The 17,265-nt window shown below is 39.7% G+C and carries 16 protein-coding genes; 5 read left to right on the plus strand and 11 right to left on the minus strand.

All coding sequences use genetic code 11. The features are described 5' to 3' along the window. Positions 1-11 precede the first annotated feature (11 nt). Positions 12-1,127: a flavodoxin-dependent (E)-4-hydroxy-3-methylbut-2-enyl-diphosphate synthase gene (gene ispG / locus MKY27_RS10775; RefSeq protein ID WP_339171971.1), complete on the plus strand. Its 1,116-nt coding sequence runs from the start codon at positions 12-14 to the stop codon at positions 1,125-1,127. An 18-nt stretch (positions 1,128-1,145) separates the two neighbouring features. After that, positions 1,146-1,721 (plus strand): hypothetical protein, encoded by a 576-nt coding sequence (locus MKY27_RS10780; protein ID WP_339195028.1) that lies wholly within the window; start codon positions 1,146-1,148, stop codon positions 1,719-1,721. A 78-nt stretch (positions 1,722-1,799) separates the two neighbouring features. Here MKY27_RS10780 and MKY27_RS10785 read toward each other — a convergent pair whose 3' ends face one another. The 11 genes from MKY27_RS10785 to MKY27_RS10835 form a co-directional block, all read right to left on the minus strand. Continuing rightward, positions 1,800-2,612 carry an NlpC/P60 family protein gene (locus MKY27_RS10785; RefSeq protein ID WP_339195030.1) on the minus strand — a complete coding sequence of 271 codons (813 nt, stop codon included), beginning with the start codon at positions 2,610-2,612 and terminating at the stop codon, positions 1,800-1,802. Beyond that, positions 2,609-3,394 carry a serine hydrolase gene (locus MKY27_RS10790; protein ID WP_339195033.1) on the minus strand — a complete coding sequence of 262 codons (786 nt, stop codon included), beginning with the start codon at positions 3,392-3,394 and terminating at the stop codon, positions 2,609-2,611. Before MKY27_RS10790 ends, MKY27_RS10785 begins: the two co-directional genes overlap by 4 nt. A 4-nt stretch (positions 3,395-3,398) precedes the next feature. Beyond that, positions 3,399-4,337 carry an LD-carboxypeptidase gene (locus tag MKY27_RS10795; protein WP_339195034.1) on the minus strand — a complete coding sequence of 313 codons (939 nt, stop codon included), beginning with the start codon at positions 4,335-4,337 and terminating at the stop codon, positions 3,399-3,401. Positions 4,338-4,340: 3 nt separating this feature from the next. Continuing rightward, positions 4,341-5,291: an oligopeptide/dipeptide ABC transporter ATP-binding protein gene (locus tag MKY27_RS10800; protein WP_339171980.1), complete on the minus strand. Its 951-nt coding sequence runs from the start codon at positions 5,289-5,291 to the stop codon at positions 4,341-4,343. Beyond that, positions 5,284-6,330: an ABC transporter ATP-binding protein gene (locus MKY27_RS10805; RefSeq protein WP_339171983.1), complete on the minus strand. Its 1,047-nt coding sequence runs from the start codon at positions 6,328-6,330 to the stop codon at positions 5,284-5,286. Before MKY27_RS10805 ends, MKY27_RS10800 begins: the two co-directional genes overlap by 8 nt. Positions 6,331-6,345: 15 nt before the next feature. Next, positions 6,346-7,332: an ABC transporter permease gene (locus MKY27_RS10810; RefSeq protein ID WP_339171986.1), complete on the minus strand. Its 987-nt coding sequence runs from the start codon at positions 7,330-7,332 to the stop codon at positions 6,346-6,348. Then, complete coding sequence (locus tag MKY27_RS10815) at positions 7,332-8,276, minus strand: ABC transporter permease (protein ID WP_339171988.1); 945 nt, start codon at positions 8,274-8,276, stop codon at positions 7,332-7,334. The genes MKY27_RS10810 and MKY27_RS10815 overlap by 1 nt, the downstream gene beginning before the upstream one ends. 178 nt (positions 8,277-8,454) lie before the next feature. Next, a complete protein-coding gene (locus MKY27_RS10820; protein ID WP_339195038.1) occupies positions 8,455-10,263 on the minus strand; it encodes a peptide ABC transporter substrate-binding protein in 1,809 nt (602 codons plus the stop codon). A gap of 34 nt (positions 10,264-10,297) precedes the next feature. Then, positions 10,298-11,383 (minus strand): dipeptide epimerase, encoded by a 1,086-nt coding sequence (locus MKY27_RS10825; RefSeq protein WP_339195040.1) that lies wholly within the window; start codon positions 11,381-11,383, stop codon positions 10,298-10,300. 13 nt (positions 11,384-11,396) lie between these two features. Beyond that, complete coding sequence (locus tag MKY27_RS10830) at positions 11,397-12,191, minus strand: M55 family metallopeptidase (protein WP_339195042.1); 795 nt, start codon at positions 12,189-12,191, stop codon at positions 11,397-11,399. 307 nt (positions 12,192-12,498) lie between these two features. Beyond that, positions 12,499-13,545, minus strand: coding sequence for a P1 family peptidase (locus MKY27_RS10835; protein WP_339195044.1), 1,047 nt, complete (start codon positions 13,543-13,545; stop codon positions 12,499-12,501). A 526-nt stretch (positions 13,546-14,071) separates the two neighbouring features. On the opposite strand from MKY27_RS10835, the gene MKY27_RS10840 reads away from it, so the two are divergent. From MKY27_RS10840 to MKY27_RS10850, 3 genes are all read left to right on the plus strand, one after another. After that, the gene (locus MKY27_RS10840; RefSeq protein ID WP_339195045.1) at positions 14,072-14,563 is read left to right on the plus strand and encodes a 23S rRNA methyltransferase; all 492 of its coding nucleotides are present in this window, start codon (positions 14,072-14,074) and stop codon (positions 14,561-14,563) included. Positions 14,564-14,666: 103 nt separating this feature from the next. Further along, on the plus strand, positions 14,667-14,867 hold the full coding sequence (locus MKY27_RS10845; protein ID WP_339172000.1) for a CsbD family protein: 201 nt from the start codon (positions 14,667-14,669) through the stop codon (positions 14,865-14,867). Between the two features lie 201 nt (positions 14,868-15,068). Beyond that, positions 15,069-17,252, plus strand: a complete 2,184-nt coding sequence (locus MKY27_RS10850; RefSeq protein ID WP_339195046.1) for an EAL domain-containing protein — start codon at positions 15,069-15,071, stop codon at positions 17,250-17,252. Positions 17,253-17,265 lie beyond the last annotated feature (13 nt).

Here is a 17,265-nt window from a genome sequence, read left to right on the forward strand (position 1 = left end):
GAGAATTTTTCATGAGTGAAATCGTTCACCGTACGAAAACACGTCCTGTGCGTGTCGGTAACTTAACAATAGGTGGTAATAACGAAGTCGTAATCCAAAGTATGTGTACGACGAAAACACATGATGTAGAAGCAACGGTTGCCGAAATTAAACGTTTAGAAGAGGCAGGTTGTCAAATCGTACGTATTGCAGTACCGGATGAGCGTGCTGCAAATGCAATACCTGAAATAAAAAGACAAATTAATATCCCGTTAGTAGCGGATATTCACTTTGATTACAAATTAGCATTAAAAGCCATCGAGGGTGGCATCGATAAAGTACGTATCAACCCGGGTAACATCGGGCGCCGCGAAAAAGTAGAAGCAGTTGTAAATGCGGCAAAAGCAAAAGGTATACCAATCCGAATCGGTGTTAACGCCGGTTCTTTAGAGCGTCATATTCTTGAAAAGTACGGTTACCCTACTGCAGATGGAATGGTAGAATCTGCATTGCATCACATTAAAATTCTAGAAGACTTGGATTTCCATGACATTATTGTTTCGATGAAAGCATCAGACGTAAACCTGGCAATCGAAGCCTATGAAAAAGCATCAAAAGCATTCGATTACCCGCTGCATTTAGGTATTACAGAATCTGGTACATTATTTGCCGGTACTGTTAAATCAGCTGCCGGTTTAGGTGCGATTTTATCTAAAGGGATCGGTAATACTTTACGTATTTCATTATCTGCAGATCCAGTGGAAGAAATTAAAGTAGCCCGTGAATTATTAAAATCATTCGGCTTGGCATCAAACATGGCGACATTAATTTCTTGCCCGACATGCGGCCGTATCGAAATTGATTTAATTTCAATTGCCAACGAAGTAGAAGAATACATTTCAAAATTGAATGTTCCGTTAAAAGTAGCTGTTTTAGGCTGTGCGGTTAACGGTCCTGGTGAAGCACGTGAAGCAGATATCGGTATTGCCGGTGCACGTGGTGAAGGGCTTTTATTCATGAAAGGTAAAACAGTTCGTAAAGTTCCTGAAGAAACAATGGTGGAAGAACTGAAGAAAGAAATCGATAAATTAGCTGCTGAAATGGTAGCAAAGCGTGAAGCAGAAGCACAAGCAAATGCAACTGTGTAAAGAAAAGAGGTAATGGAAATGACAAACTTAAAACATCGGTTCGGCATCGATATTGACGGGACCGTTACATGTCCTGCCACATTGATTCCACATATTAATAAACAATACAATATTAATATGACGCTACAAGATGTAACGGAATATGATTTTTTAAGTGGTTTTCCGCACCCTGTAGACCGCGCACAGTTTCAGGCCTGGTTTAAAGAAAACGAGCCACGAATGTATGAAGTAAGTGAGCTTGCTGCAGATGCACATCGCATTTTAACTGCCTGGCAAAACCAGTATGAGCTTTATTATATTTCTGCGCGTGGAGAAAATGTTTTCGATATTACGAAAAACTGGTTTGATCAATTTAAAGTGCCTTACGACCATATCGAATGTATCGGCAGTCATAACAAAATTGCCATCGCAAAGAAGCATGCAGTGGAAGCTTTTTTCGAAGACAAACATGATAATGCAGTGGAAATTGCCGAAGAGCTAAAAATCCCTGTTATTTTATTTGATACCCCGTACAATCAAATGCCTGTACCGAATAACGTCATTCGCGTTAATAATTGGGTAGAAGCGAACGATTGGATTCTTAAAAACTTTTAATTGAACAAAACAAATTTTCATGTAACTAAAAAGGTCAACTCAGATTTCTTGCTGAGTTGACCTTTTTTAGTTATTAAATTAAAAAATACTGCCGTACTCCGTAATCGTTGTCGCCAAATCTTCACGGTAATGGTCATGCTGCAAGTTCAGACTGTTTACATTGACCTCATTTCCACCCAGCGAGGAATGGATATACTCATCATTCCCAATATACATCGCTACATGGCCAGGGAAAAAAATCAGATCTCCCGGCTTTAAGTTGTCGCCTTCTATTTTCCTTAACGGGAAACCTTCCTCTATTTTCGCATCACGGTAAATAAAAGCACCATTCAGCATATATGCCATTGATACAAGACCTGAACAGTCAATGCCTAAAGGCGTTTTCCCGCCCCATCGGTATGGTGTTCCTAAATAACGAAAAGCAGTTTCCACTACTTGCTTGCGGAATGCTTCTTCATTTGTCGTATACACTTTTACACGATCCTGAATCCAGGCCGACCGAACATACCCTTCTTCACCTGTTACAAGCTGTACTTTTGCCCAAGTTGGATCAAGCCCGGCCTCCAGAACAACTTTGATAAAAGCGCCACGTGTCAATGTCAGGATATTTTCACTTTGTATTTTTGGTGCTTTAAGGACATCCGCAAAGCTTTGAATAACGACATCATTTGCTTCATATACCCAGTTTACAGTCGGTTCACTTCCAACTTGCAAATTGGATTTTAATGTATAGCCTTCGTAACGGTAAAAGGTTAGGATTTTGACCCAATTTTCATCAATTTCTTCTATAACTTCGACCGGCATTCCGTACAACGCCTCATCGATTAACTCAGAATGTCGGTCTGGTGCTGCATGTAAATTCGCAATTTTTGTTTTCACAACGGCATTCAATCGATTCCCTCCTCCTGTTTTGTAAAATGATCATAGACGATTTTAGAAATCGTGCCGATCGTTTGTCTCGCTTTGTCGTTATCGGTCACTTCTGTAATGAAAACCCCGATAAAATAATCTCGATTTCTTGTAAAAACAATGCCAGCATCATGGTCGACCGTATCGAGACCACCTGTTTTATGCGCCATTTTAACGTCATCTACAATATAGCGTTTGAGCGACTCGTGACTGCGCTGCCTGCTTAAAATATCGAGTGCAACTGCATTCCACTCTTTTGTAAGGAGTGTACCTCTATATATTTGCCCGAAAAGGTGCTGCATATCCTGTGCTGTCGTTTCATTATCAAGGCCCAGCTTTTGACGTTCAAAATCCATCATCTTTCGCTGGACCCGAGTATTATGTAAACCGATTTCTTTAAAATAATCATTAAATGCATCCATGCCTAAAAGATCAATACATACGTTTGTGGCTGTATTGTCACTCGTAATGATCATCCAAAGTAACAGCTCGTGCAGTGTAGCTTGCGTTTGTCTCTGCTCGGTTAGAACACTGAAATCTACCATGTTATCCGGTGTGATTTCGTAATTGCGATTCAAATTGCCGTTCGTTTTTTGCAGATGAGCCAAAATAGCGATCAGTATCGGCACTTTAATAATACTGGCACTGCTGAAAATTTCCTCGTTCCGATTTTCCAATACAATCTCATTAGTATTGTAATCTTCTACAATGCCATGCACTTTATATGGACACTGTGCAATAATACGTTCAAGTTGTTTATGCATCAGCTTAACCTACAACCCGAATAGATTTATTTGTCGCATCGATTGTTACGGTTTTACCGAGCGGCAATGACATCGTCGGCAGTACATGACCACATGTTACATCTTTTATGATTGGAATATTCAACGGCACTAAAATCTCTTCAAATACTGTATCCAAACTTAAATTATTTTCTGTATTTTTTAAATCCATTGGTCCGCAATCCGTCCAAGCACCGAGCAAAATTCCCGAAGGTTGCTGCAGTTTCCCCGACAATGACAGCTGTGTCAGCATTCGGTCGATTCGTTGCACATTTTCATCGATGTCTTCCAAAAAGAGAATTTTACCTTTTAAATCAATCTCATACGGTGTGCCTAAAGATGCTGCAACAAGGGTTAAGTTGCCTCCAGCTAATTCACCTGTAGCCGTCCCGGGAACAACCATGTTCATATCCTGGCCTTTTGCATTTTCCAGGAAATAATCATTCCACCCGGTATTTGTCACACTGCTGATGAAATACTCCCATGTATAGTCATCCATTTCTGGACGGATAAATTCAGTCGACGGCATCGGAGTATGGTACGTTACAAAGCCGCATTGCTGATTGAATACAATGTGCAGTGCCGTCACATCACTATAGCCGGCAAATACTTTCGGGTTTTCTTTAATCATCTCCAGATCAAGCATCGGTAAAATCCGTGTCGCGCCATAGCCTCCGCGAATACAAAAAATACCGTCGATTTCTGGATTTCGGAACATATCATTCAATTCTTTGGCACGCAGCTCATCACTGCCCCCAAAATATCCGTGACGAGCTCTGCACGTTTCTCCTACAACTACATGAAAACCAAGCTGTTCCACTGCCTGGATTGCCCGTTCGATACGGTGTTCCGGTGTTGCTCCCGATGCGCTGATCAATGCGACAGTATCGCCTTTTTTCAAAGATTTTGGGATTATCATTGCCATCGTCTACACTCCACTTCCGGCAAGCACCGCCCGATATTGTGCCTGCTCTTCTTGATTGGCCAATACGAAATGTCCTTCTTCAATTTCAACAAATTCAGGTGGATCCATTTCATACTGATGGACAGTCGGATCATACACTTGCAGCTTTTTTCTGCGTTCTTTTAACGGATTCGGTTCCGGAACAGCAGCCAGTAATGCTTTCGTGTAAGGATGCAACGGATTGTTGAACAGCTTTTCCGTTTCACCCAGTTCAACGATTTTCCCCTTGTATATCACCGCCGTACGATCTGTTATGAAGCGCACAATCGACAGGTCATGGGCAATAAATAAATACGTTAACTCACGATGCTCCTGTAAGCTGGACAATAAGTTCAATACTTGGGCACGGATGGAAACGTCCAGCGCAGATATCGGTTCATCCGCTACAATAAACTCCGGTTCCATCACTAGTGCTCTGGCAATACCGATCCGTTGACGCTGCCCGCCCGAAAACTCATGCGGGAAACGTGAAGCAAATTCCGGCAGCAGTCCGACTTCCAGTAAAGCTTTTTTTACTTTATCGATTCGCTCCTGCTCATTGCCGTACCTTTTATTATTGATCAGACCTTCTGAAACAATATAGTCAACCTTTGCCCGTTCATTTAAAGAAGCACCCGGGTCCTGGAAAATCATTTGGATCTTTTGTGTAATTTCACGGTCCCATGCACTGGAAATACGGCCATTGATCGGTTTTCCATGGAATAGGATTTCTCCGTTTGTTATCGGATTAATGCGCATAATCGCACGGCCGATTGTCGTTTTTCCTGACCCCGACTCCCCTACAAGTCCGAATGTTTCCCCTTTATATATATCGAAGCTCACGTTGTCTACCGCTTTGAACTGTTTTTTGCCTTGTCCAAAAACAATATCAATATTTTTTACTTCAATCAGTTTTTCTTTATTTAGATTAGTCATTTGCATATTGTCTCCCTTCTGCGAAAAAGGCTTGCAACACTTCAGGAGGCTCTACTTTCGGTGCCTTCGGATCAAGCAGCCATGTGCGGGCATAGTGGGTATCGGTCACTTTGAAAAAAGGTGGACGTTCAACAAAGTCGATTTTGAGTGCATATTGATTCCGAGGTGCAAACGCATCCCCCTTAATCTCTTTAAATAAATTCGGTGGTGTGCCTTTGATTGAATACAGTTCTTCGCCTTTATTGCCCAATTGTGGAAGTGACGAAATCAAAGCCCATGTGTACGGATGTTTCGCATCGAAAAATACTTCCTCTGTTTGTCCAACTTCGATAATATCCCCTGCATACATAACTGCAATCCGGTCCGCGACTTTCGCAACAACCCCTAAATCATGCGTAATGTAAATCGTCGTCAGCAAATACTTCTCCTGCAAATTTGTTAACAGCTGCAGGATTTGTGCCTGGATCGTTACATCCAAGGCTGTTGTCGGTTCATCACAAATCAGGATTTGCGGATTGCAGGCAACAGCAATCGCAATTACGATCCGCTGACGCATCCCACCGGAAAATTCATGCGGGTATTGCTTATAGCGGCGCGCCACATCATGGATCCCAACATCACGCAGCAGCTGCAATGTTTTTTCATATGCTTCTTTCCCTTTTAATCCTTGGTGCAGTACGACACTTTCTTCGATCTGTTTGCCGATTGTTTTCAGCGGATTCAGTGATGTCATCGGGTCTTGTGTCACCATGGCAATTTTTTTGCCGCGGACCTTCAGCCAGTCTGCCTCTGTTTTAAATTTCGATAAATCATGGCCGTCAAAGTGAATTTGTCCATTTGCAATATAGCCGTTTTTATCAAGGAGACCCATGATTGATTTTACTAATACGGATTTTCCTGAACCTGATTCCCCTACAATTGCAAGGCTTTCTCCTTTATATAAATCGAGCGAAATATCACGGATAGCCGTCAAGGTTTGTCCACGCAGTTTAAATTTTATGACTAGATTTTCGATGGATAATATTTTTTCCTGTTCCATATAACGCCCTCCTCTTTAAACGTGATTTTTCGGATCTGCCGCATCAGCAAATGCATTCCCGATAATATAAAAGGCGATCGTAATGACACTTAGCACGATACTTGGGAAAATAAGCTGATAACGTAAATCCGGTGACATCATCAGTACGCGTCCTTCATTGATCAAGTTACCTAATGATGGCTCACTTACCGGCAATCCGAGTCCGATATATGTTAAAAATACTTCTGCACCAATTGCAGCCGGGACCGCTAAACTCATTCGTAGCATTATGACTGAAATTAAATATGGGAGCAGGTTTTTCAAGATGATTTTATAGCCGGGTGTTCCTAAAGTTTTGGATGCCAGATTATACTCACGGTCACGCAGTATGACAATCTGATTTCTCAGGAAGCGCGCCATTTCAACCCATCCCGTTATACACATGGCGATAATGATCGTCGATATGCCTGGTCGCAAAATATACGCCATTAAAATGAGTACAATCGTTGTCGGAATATTATCCACGATATTGTACAGCTGAGTAATCGGTGCCTCGAGTTTCCGCGAGTAACCCCATAATGCCCCCACTGTAAAACCGATCAGAACTTCAATAATCGCTACAGCAAAACCGATAAATAAAGAAGTTCTTGTTCCTTCCCAAATTCGGGACCATAAATCCTGACCGATGGAGTTTGTTCCAAAGATATATTCATCATTAGGAGCAACATTCCGGTCCTGCATTCCAGTGTCCGGATTCAAATAAATTTGAGTGGGTGATTTTTGATCTGGCAAATAAGGTTGGACAAATGTAAATGCAATCAAGACAATGACAAAGACAAGTAAAAATACAGCAATTTTATTTTTCCTGAAGGAGCGGAAGGTCGAACGCCAATAAGAGTAATTAGAATAAGCTGTTTCTTCCGCTTTTGCATCATCGACAGCGGCAAAGTCAAACATGTGATCATGCAGCTGCTCTGTTGATTTTTCCGAAATATTCTGAATCTCTTTCGTAAAAATTCCCATTAGCGTACACTGTCCCCTTTCCCTAGTTTAATTCGAGGGTCAACAATTGCCATCAGTAAGTCCCCTAAAATTAAACCAATGATCCCTAGTGAAGAAAATACAAGCACTAAACCTTGTACGACATTGTTATCCTGGCGCTGGATTGCATCTACGAGCAATCCACCCATACCTGGAATTGAAAATAATGATTCAATATAAATCGAACCGGTAATCGTAAATAAAATCGTTGCAGGTAAATATTGCGCCATCGGGATGAACGCATTTCTCATCACATGGCGGAACATAATCGTACGTTCTGTCACACCTTTTGCACGAGCCAGCTTAATATAATCCTTGTTCAGCTCATCCACCATATAGCGTCGCATCCACATTGCATAAGAAGCAATCGGACCAAGCGCCAAACAAATTAACGGTAAAATAAAACTACGCGGATTGTATTCATCAAACAGCATCGGCAAGTTGAACAACTCCGAAATATACATTTGAATCATAAGGAAATATACCATTGCCGGTACTGCTACTACTATAACGATATAGCCTGTGCCCAGCCTGTCGAGCCAGCGCCCTTTAAACTGAGCCATCAAAATGCCCAGCGGTACACCAACTAATAAGGATAGTGCGACAGCTCCTAATCCGAACAATATAGAATACATCATTTTATCCTGAATAATGTCAAGTACTGGTACATCTGTACGGTATGTAATCGATTTTCCTAGATCGCCTTGAATAAGGTCGATGTAGAAGTTTTTAAGTTGGACTAATAACGGATCCCGTAAGCCCAGATTCGTTAAATAAATTTCCTGCTGTTCCGGCGACATTTTTTCTGCTGCTGCGCCTAAATAGCCTTCATCAGGCATTAATCGTAACAGGGAGAAAACTATTGTCACGATGATAAATAACGTCAATATCGATTGCGCGAATCGTTTCGCAATATACTTTAACAAACACGTTCCCTCCTCAGTAGTTCCTCGGTGTAATGACGTCCGGTAATTGTTGATCTCAAGCGCCAATTACTCCTTATTAAATCCGTAACATCGGTCGAATAAAGTTTATAAAAGCAGAAAGGAGATGCAGAAACATCCTGTCATCTCCTAATCTACCTCCATTTAAAATGCCTTCGTATTAATTAGAAGTGTTTGCTAATGCTTCCGCACGTTCTTTTTCCCATGCTTCTTTAGCAGACTTGAATTCTTCATTACTCATTGGCTTCTCTAGGATAGACTGACCTTTAAACTTCTCGGATGTAACACCAAATGGCGAATATTGTGATTCAAATGGATTTAATTTTGAAGCAGTATAACCGCCGCCGCCTACTGCGTACGGGATAACAAATGCTTCCTCAATTAAAAATGCCTCTGCTTTTGCAAACAGTTCATAACGAACAGCCGGATCTACTTCTGCTTTTGCAGCTTCAACTAGCTTGTTATATTCACTGTTATAGCCTTCAGCCATTTCCGGCTTGTTATATGTTCCGCCTTCTGAAAATGGATCTGTATACGTTGACGGGTCAGCAAAGTCCGGACCCCAGTTTGCTTCAAGCATCGAGAACTTACCAGGGCGACGTACTTCACTAAGGAATCCTGTCGCAGGACCTGCATACAGTTCCACATCGATATAATCAGCACCTAAAAGGTTTTCAAGCTGTTGTTCCACTACTTGTGAACGGTTAGCCCATTCCGGTGAACCAGAGTTGTAAGGTAACAATACCTTGACTGGGAATGTAGCTTTCCCGGCTAATGCAGCCATTGCCGCTTCTTTATGCTCAAGCGCTAGATCTTTGTTGAATGAATCTGTTTCTGTAATCTCTTTTAATGGCTCAAGCATTGTGTAATCTACACCTTCCACATCCACGAAGTTCTTCGGTGTAATTGTATTTGACAGTAAATCTTGCGGATTGTAAGGCTCAATCGTTAACATTGCCGATACACGATCAAGTGCATGATAAAGTGATTTACGGAAATCTTTATTGTTTACTGCTACTTTCCAGTTTTCTGGCTCATACTCTGCATCATATTGAGGATCAAAGTTTAATGCATAGAAGTATGTGTAGAAGTTATTTGTGTTTTGGCGTACTAAATCTTTTTTGTCATCACTGTTTAGCCATTCATCCAAAATTGACGTCGGGATTAATGCCCCGTCAATCTCATCGCGTAGGAACAGTTCAGGTGCAACTGTCGCTGCTTCTTTATTGTACTTATAGCGGATACGATCGATTTTCACTGTTTCTTTATCCCAGTAAGCATCGTTTTTCACAAGTACACGCTCATTTTGAGGTTCGAATTTATCTAAAATATATGCGCCGTTATATAAAATATTCTCACGAGTCGTTCCGAATGCCTCGCCTTTTTCAGCTAAGAACTCGCCGTTTACAGGGAAGAAACATACGTAGTTCAGCATCGATAAAAAGTATGGTGTCGGAGCTTCCAATGTATATTCAAGCGTTGTTTCATCAATCGCTTTAATACCTACTTGCGAGAAATCCGTTACTTCGCCATTGTAAAAAGCATCACCATTTTTCACGACTGTTGCAATCCACGCTGTCGAAGATTCGTTCTTCGCATCAAGCACATAATTTAAGCCATCTACAAAGTCCTGTGCTACAACATTTTCTACATCTTTTCCTTCATGGTCTACCCACTTTACGTCATCACGAAGTTTGAATGTCCATACAGTTGCATCTTCATTGGATTCCCAGCTTTCTGCTAATCCTGGCTTAACAACGCCATATTCATCATATTCTATTAATCCTTCTACTAAATTCGCCGATAATGCAAATTCATTTGTTTCTGCTGTTTTTAAATAGTTCAGTGTTTTAATTTCACCTGAGTACACTGTTCGATATTCCGATGTTTCACCAGAATCCGATGAATCACCGCAAGCTGCTAGTACGAGTACGAACATACAAAGTAATGCTAACAAAGATTTTTTCAAAGTCATTTCCCCCATTTCTCTTTTCTATCTTTTTCTATTTGGCTAAGTAAGCCTCTATGAATAACCCGATACCGGGAGCATCAATCATTTGAATGTTTTCCCCTTCGAAAATCGGCCCCCCTTCAATTGGATCTTCACTGCACAAACTTGGTCCATCTAAATCAACCATTGTGACATTTTTGCTTGCTGCAGCAAAATGGGCAGCTGCACTGACACTGATTTTTGTTTCAAGCATACAGCCAATCATACAAGCGATACCATTTGCCTCTGCAATGTGGTTAATTTGCTGCGCTTTAGAAATGCCCCCTGTTTTCATCAGCTTAATATTTATTAAATCCGCGGCCCGCTTTTCAATGACCTCGATCGCTTGCTTTGGAGAAAATACACTTTCGTCTGCCAAAATATTTGTATACGTATTGTTTGTAACATATTGCATGCCCTTTATATCACTATAATGGACAGGCTGCTCAACGAGTTCGATATCCGCGCCTTTATCCTCAAGCTGTCCAATAATTTTTACAGCTTCTTTTGCTGTCCATCCTTGATTGGCGTCAACCCTTAATGTAATATCAGGTCCTACTGCTTTTCGAATTGCCATGACCCGTTCAACATCTTCTACCGGATTTTTTCCGACTTTCACTTTTAAAATGGAAAAGCCCCGTTTAACAGCTGCTATACTGTCTCTCACCATCTCATCGGTTTCATTCACACTAATGGTGATGTCCGTTGTAATATTCTTTTTGTAGCCGCCCAGCAATTTAAATAGGGGAGCATTGTATTGTTTTGCCCATAAATCATAAAGCGCAATTTCGACTGCTGCTTTAGCACTCGTATTCTGGTAGAGACACGCATCGATCTTTTGACAAAGCAGTGCAATTTCATCAATTTCGATCCCAGTTATTGATGGTGCAATCACCTCTTCTATTGCATAACGAATCGATGAAAGCGTCTCTCCTGTAATGACATGGGTCGGCGCAGCTTCGCCAATGCCGATCAGCCCGTTGTCGGTATAAATTAATACGGCAATATTTCGGATACTATGTACTGTGCGTAAAGCTGTTTTAAACGGGGTAATAAGAGGTGCCTCGACAAACCCCACCTCAACCTTTGATATTTTCATAAATTCACCTGCTTCAAGTTAAAAATTGCAACAGTCTCAACACTTCAAAATAATCGTTCGTTTCGAACTGGACTGTATTATGCGGTTTAAATGTTGCACCTGGATAAAACGAATTCCGGTAGGCTTTAATATGATCTTTATAAATAATTTCCACTGTAAAGTGTTTCGGCAACTCTATTTGAAGCTTTGTACGTTCAATCTTCATTGCCTGTTCTACAAGCTGTTTTGTCTGTTTTAATGTTGTTTGAGGGCTTACATTGATTGTTGCATGACCGATTCCCTCTTTTGTTGCGAATGTGACGATTTGGTTATTGTATCGGGCGATATGTTCTGTCAACGCCTGATCTCCGCTGACAAAAGCAACCGGTACATCATGGAGGGCTGCTGCATATGTATTTATTAAAAACTCACTGGCATATTCGCCGTTTATTTTGACATCGGCCAATAAACTTAGTGTATGGGCCAAAGGATTCTTTTCACTGCCGCCTTCACTGTGATAGCCGATAAAAATTGCCCTGTCAAAACTGCTGTCCAACCCCGCAACCATACACATCGGCTCTTGCGTCCAGCCACGAATAATTTTTACATTCTCAGGCAGATTTTCAATCAAAATATTTCGGCCGGAATCATGCGCATCTTTCAAAAGGATTTCCGTAGCGCCACCTGCAAATGCCCCTTCAATGGCGGCAAGCACTTCTTTTGTCATTTGTTTTTGAAACTGGGCGTAATCCGGAGCGTTCAGTTCCGTTTCACTCCATACCGTTGTGCCGGTTATCCCCTCGATGTCTGCACTTATATACACTTTCATTTATAACGATTCTCCTTTCATTGCTATTTGTTCATCAGTCTAGAATAATAATTTCAAAGATTTAGATTTTTCAGTCTTTTATTTATAATCTATAAAATACCATACTTATTTCGATTGTGGAAGTTTTTTCTAATAGTTTTCTAAATAAAACTTTAATTTTTCATCGCGCTAAAACCTTGATAAATAGCAATCTTCTACAATAGATTCAAAACATATTATCCCCATAGTATTATATTTTCATAAGAAAAAGCCTTTTACACTGATATGGTGTAAAAGACCCACTAAACTTCTTTATGAAAAAAATACATTATTCGACAAAATTATAATTTTGGACTGTGTGATTATTTCTTCCGGTTGTCTTTCTAGCTTGCGACAATGAATTCAAGATGGCTTCTTCTGTCGCTTCAGCAGCTGCCATAAACAATGCATTCATCACGTCATGATCTTCCCTAATTTGCTGTCGACTTTCCAGCTCTCCATCGAATTGATGCTGTACTGTACGAGCTGTTGTAAAACCGATGACAATATCTCCGCTTCCATGGGAAAAGTGGCTGCCTGTTCTCCCCAACCCTATTCCGCAACGTTTTATAACTCGTTTCAACTGCCGGCTGCTTAACGGTGCATCTGTCGCCATTACGATTATAATAGAGCCGTCTGTAGGACTAATTGTCGATTCACCGTTGGCAGCTGTCACCTTATACCGGTCTTTCAAAAATTCGTTCGCCTTGCCAAAGTTACTAAGTACGAGGCATCCGACAGTATACTTTTGTCCAGCCTTATCTTCAACAATACGTGATGAGGTCCCAATTCCTCCTTTATAGCCGAAACAAACCATACCTTTTCCCGCTCCGACAGCTCCTTCTTCCACAGCATCTGTTTTTGCTCGCTGTATCGCTTCAACGGCGTGTTCAGGTTTTACAGGAAAATGACGGATCGAGTTTAAATGGCTATCATTGCATTCACCGACAACGATATTAACCGTACCGGTCGAAATTCCTATCTCATCATTCTGTTCAAGTAAATACTCAAGTGTCCCTTGTGCTACATTCGGTACTCCAAATGTATTCGTAAGCATTATGGGCGACTCGATTACACCTAGTTCGTCCACTTGAATAAGACCGGTTGTTTTTCCGAAACCGTTCAATACATAGCTCGCCGCTGTCACCTTTTCCCGGAACAGATTACCTGGATGCGGTAATATAGCGGTTACTCCGGTACAGGCTGCATCTCCTGAATCATTTAATGGATAATCCAATGTCACATGTCCGACGCTTACACCTTCAATATCGGTTATGCAATTTTTATACCCTGAAGGCAATTGTCCAATCGTTATACCTAGTTCACGTACTTTCATTGTCGATTCTCCTTTATTTATGTATTCCGTTTCATCGTAAACAAGTTTTTCCAAAAAGAAAACAGAAAAAAAGATACGTCCTACTACCAAGGCCGCATCTTTATTATTATTTGAACCGTTTTTGTTTTCTATTCCTACTTTTCAATCATGCTAAATTATATTTCCAATATTCCTCTTGTCCAACGATCAACAAAGCTTTCAAAAGTAATGCCGTATTTGTTATATACTTCATGATAAACAAAGTAAATTCCAAGTTTGTCTAGCAATTCATCATTAATCCGCATAAAATCACTCACTTTCGATTATTTAGATGATGGACTTTTCAGTACCAAGCGATACGTATCTATTTCTAATCATACCCACAGTTGCAAACGTTATTCATGAACAGTAAAAACAAACATTTTCGAAAAAAGGAATTCTGTTAAACGAACTGTTACAAATTTTTCACAAACTGTTTAAAAATCGGTACGAATCTTTCACCGCAATTTAGTAAGATGAATGAAATGACGACATTGGAGGGACTCTAATGGGAAGATTTTTCGTAGTATTCTTTACTTCAATTTTGTTGGCTGGATGTGGTGATACGGTAGCAGATTTAAAAGAGGCGGCAGCAGGGATTAATTCAAAAGCGAATGAAGCAGCTTCTGCAATTTCAATCGATGTTCATTCCGTTCGAGCTACAGAAATCAAATTCGACAATCAAACTTTTACAATTAACGAGCTATTTAAATCTATATTACGCGATGTCCAATGGGAATATGACGACAGCGGGAAAACCAAGCTGTTGAAAATCTCAGGTACTTGGCAAGATAATGGATTATTTGCACACCACTCATTTTCTGCCGACCAAAAAGAACGGCTAAAAGAACATGGAAAAGTTGAAGTAATACTTTCATTCAACAATTACAAAATTGATGAAACAAAAACACAAGCAACATTGAACATGGATGGACAGCCATTGATAAAAGAAGCAGGTCAGGAAACCCTTCATCACTTTTATAAAATCTACATAAAATAAATATATTGGCTATTTTGCTTAAATCCGACCTTTCTATCCATTTTGTTTAGCAATAATATATGCGGGAATATATATACCATCTAAACATTTAGGAGGTCATATTATGTCAAACGGATTTACAGATAAACTAAAAGGCGCAGGAAACAAAATTAAAGGCGAAGTAAAAGAAGAAATCGGCAAAAATACTAATGACCCATCTCTACAAGTGGAAGGTCAACGCGATCAGCTAAAAGGGGAAGCTCAGGAAAGAGTTGCTGATGTGAAAGATAAAATCACAACAAAAATCGATGAATATCGAAAATAGCTTTTACAGAAACTAGTAATTTTTATATTTACTAGTTTCTTTTTTTTGCGTTAAAATAGTTAATATACTCCATTTTATAATAAGTACTTTTGGCTTATATAAAAGGGATTTTTTTATATTAATATAATACCACTTTCATTTTATAGGAATTTTGTTATACTTACTTTAAAATACACACTACTTTTTAAAGGGGAAGTTAGAATGACCATTGATCAATTTATACCCCTATCTAAAGACCGCTTATTTAATTGGCTAAAGACCTTAAGTAACCAGCTTTCGAAAGGATCGCTCATCATTGATATAAATGATGAAAATTTATCTATTTTACATGCTAATTCACAGTTTCTTAAGTTTACATCATTCGAAATGAAGGAATTATTGCATCAAAATATCAGTATTTTTAATGGACACAGAACGAATCAAACATCTATTGAAGAATTAAATTTACATTTAAAATCAGGTGTCGCAAAAAAATTCACGATTTTGCATTATACAAAAAAGGGATCCGCTTTTTGGAACTCGATTACACTGCATCCGATTCGAAATGAAGATAATATCATTCAATATATTTTGCTAACTTGCGAAGATACGACTGAAGCAGAGTTAAATAAAATGGTCTATAAATTGGAACATGAAGTGTATGAAGCGATCGATCATGAGGATAACCTGCAATCGATTTTAAATTTAATTACCGAGAAGATTGAACTTTTTTACATTCGTGATGTCTATTGTGCCATTCATATTTTTAATGAACATGGAGAAATTAAATCGTTAGGTACATATTCATTGCCACAGAGGATTCTCAGTCAACTAGACATATTAGAAATTACCCCTAATACGAATCTGAATTCGAATGCGGTTTATTTAAAGGACTTTGCACAAGAAGAGCAACAGATCGATCTTTTTACACAGTGGGACCTTAATGTTGTTCATGGTTCATGGACAAAGCCTATTTTGACACCTCAAAATGAAGTAAGCGGCATTTTGACACTGTTCAATCAGGATGCAACAGAGTTAAAGCAAATCGATATCAATTACTTAAACCGATTGGCCTTGCTGATCCAATTAGCAATTAAATATGCTGAACAAAAAATTGAGCTTAGCAGACTCGCCTTCTTTGATGTCGAAACAAATTTACCGAACCTCCATTATTTTAAGTCAGAATTATCTGAATGGATTAATGATGGTAATTCGGGAATAGTCGCCATCCTGCACCCTACGGAATTTAATAAGGTGGTTGATTTGTATGGCAGAAACGCAGGAGCCGATTTACTCCGTCAAGTGGCAGATCGAATGCAAATCTATTTTCCGGAAAATGATTCACTGATTTCGCGATTTTCAAATTCGCTTATTTTAGGGATAGTTGACGAAAAGGATTGCTTCATTACGTACAATCAGCATCTTGAATCGATCACTCAATTACCTTATATCATTGACGGTAAAGAAATCTATATTACTTTAAAAATCGGTTATACGGTTTTCAATCAGTCGATGACAGTCGAACAGAGCATTCACCAGGCTGATATTGCCTTATCCAATGCACAAAAACGTACTGGGACAAGCTATTCCATTTATGAAGATAATAGTACGAAAGAATTGACGGAAGAAATGGATATTCTCAATCAATTGGCTTATGGGCTTTTACATGAAGAGTTCGAAGTTTATTTGCAGCCTAAAATCAACTTCCAAACGATTGAAGTGGAGGGTTTTGAAGCACTATCTCGCTGGAACTCAAGCAAACTTGGTTTTATTTCACCGGTAAAATATATTCCGATTGCCGAACAAACCGGTAAGATAAAAGCGATTGATTTACTGAATTTCAAGCAGATCCTTATTTGGCTTCAAAATCGAATCAATGAGAACAAAAGAATATTACCGATTGCACTCAATATTTCTCCGGACCATTTCTACGATCCGGATTTCCTGCAAAATATAAGTGACATCTTTTACAAATATAATGTCCCGCCGCATTATATAAAACTGGAAGTAACGGAAAGCATCGAATTGGTGGATTTCAAAAAAGCAAAAGAAATTCTGAATCAATTAAGACGTATGGGGATTGAGTGCTCAATCGATGATTTTGGAATCGGCTTTTCTTCGTTAAGTTATTTGCCGCAGTTACCCTTTTCCGAAATCAAAATCGACCGAAGCTTTGTCAGCGCAATGAACGAACCTGGGATGTATGCCATTGTACAAACGATTATCCAATTGGCGAAAAACATTCAAATGCGCCCCATTGCTGAAGGAATTGAAACAGAAGAACAGTTGGCAATGCTTCAACAACTCGGCTGTCCTGCTGGTCAAGGCTATTATTTCTACAAACCGATGTCTATTGCCGAAGCAGAGCAATTGCTGGACACGAAAAAAACAGCTGACATGAAGTAATTCACCCTTCTTC

The sequence above is a fragment of the Solibacillus sp. FSL R5-0449 genome (assembly GCF_037975215.1).
In the GTDB taxonomy this organism is placed as follows: Bacteria; Bacillota; Bacilli; order Bacillales_A; family Planococcaceae; genus Solibacillus.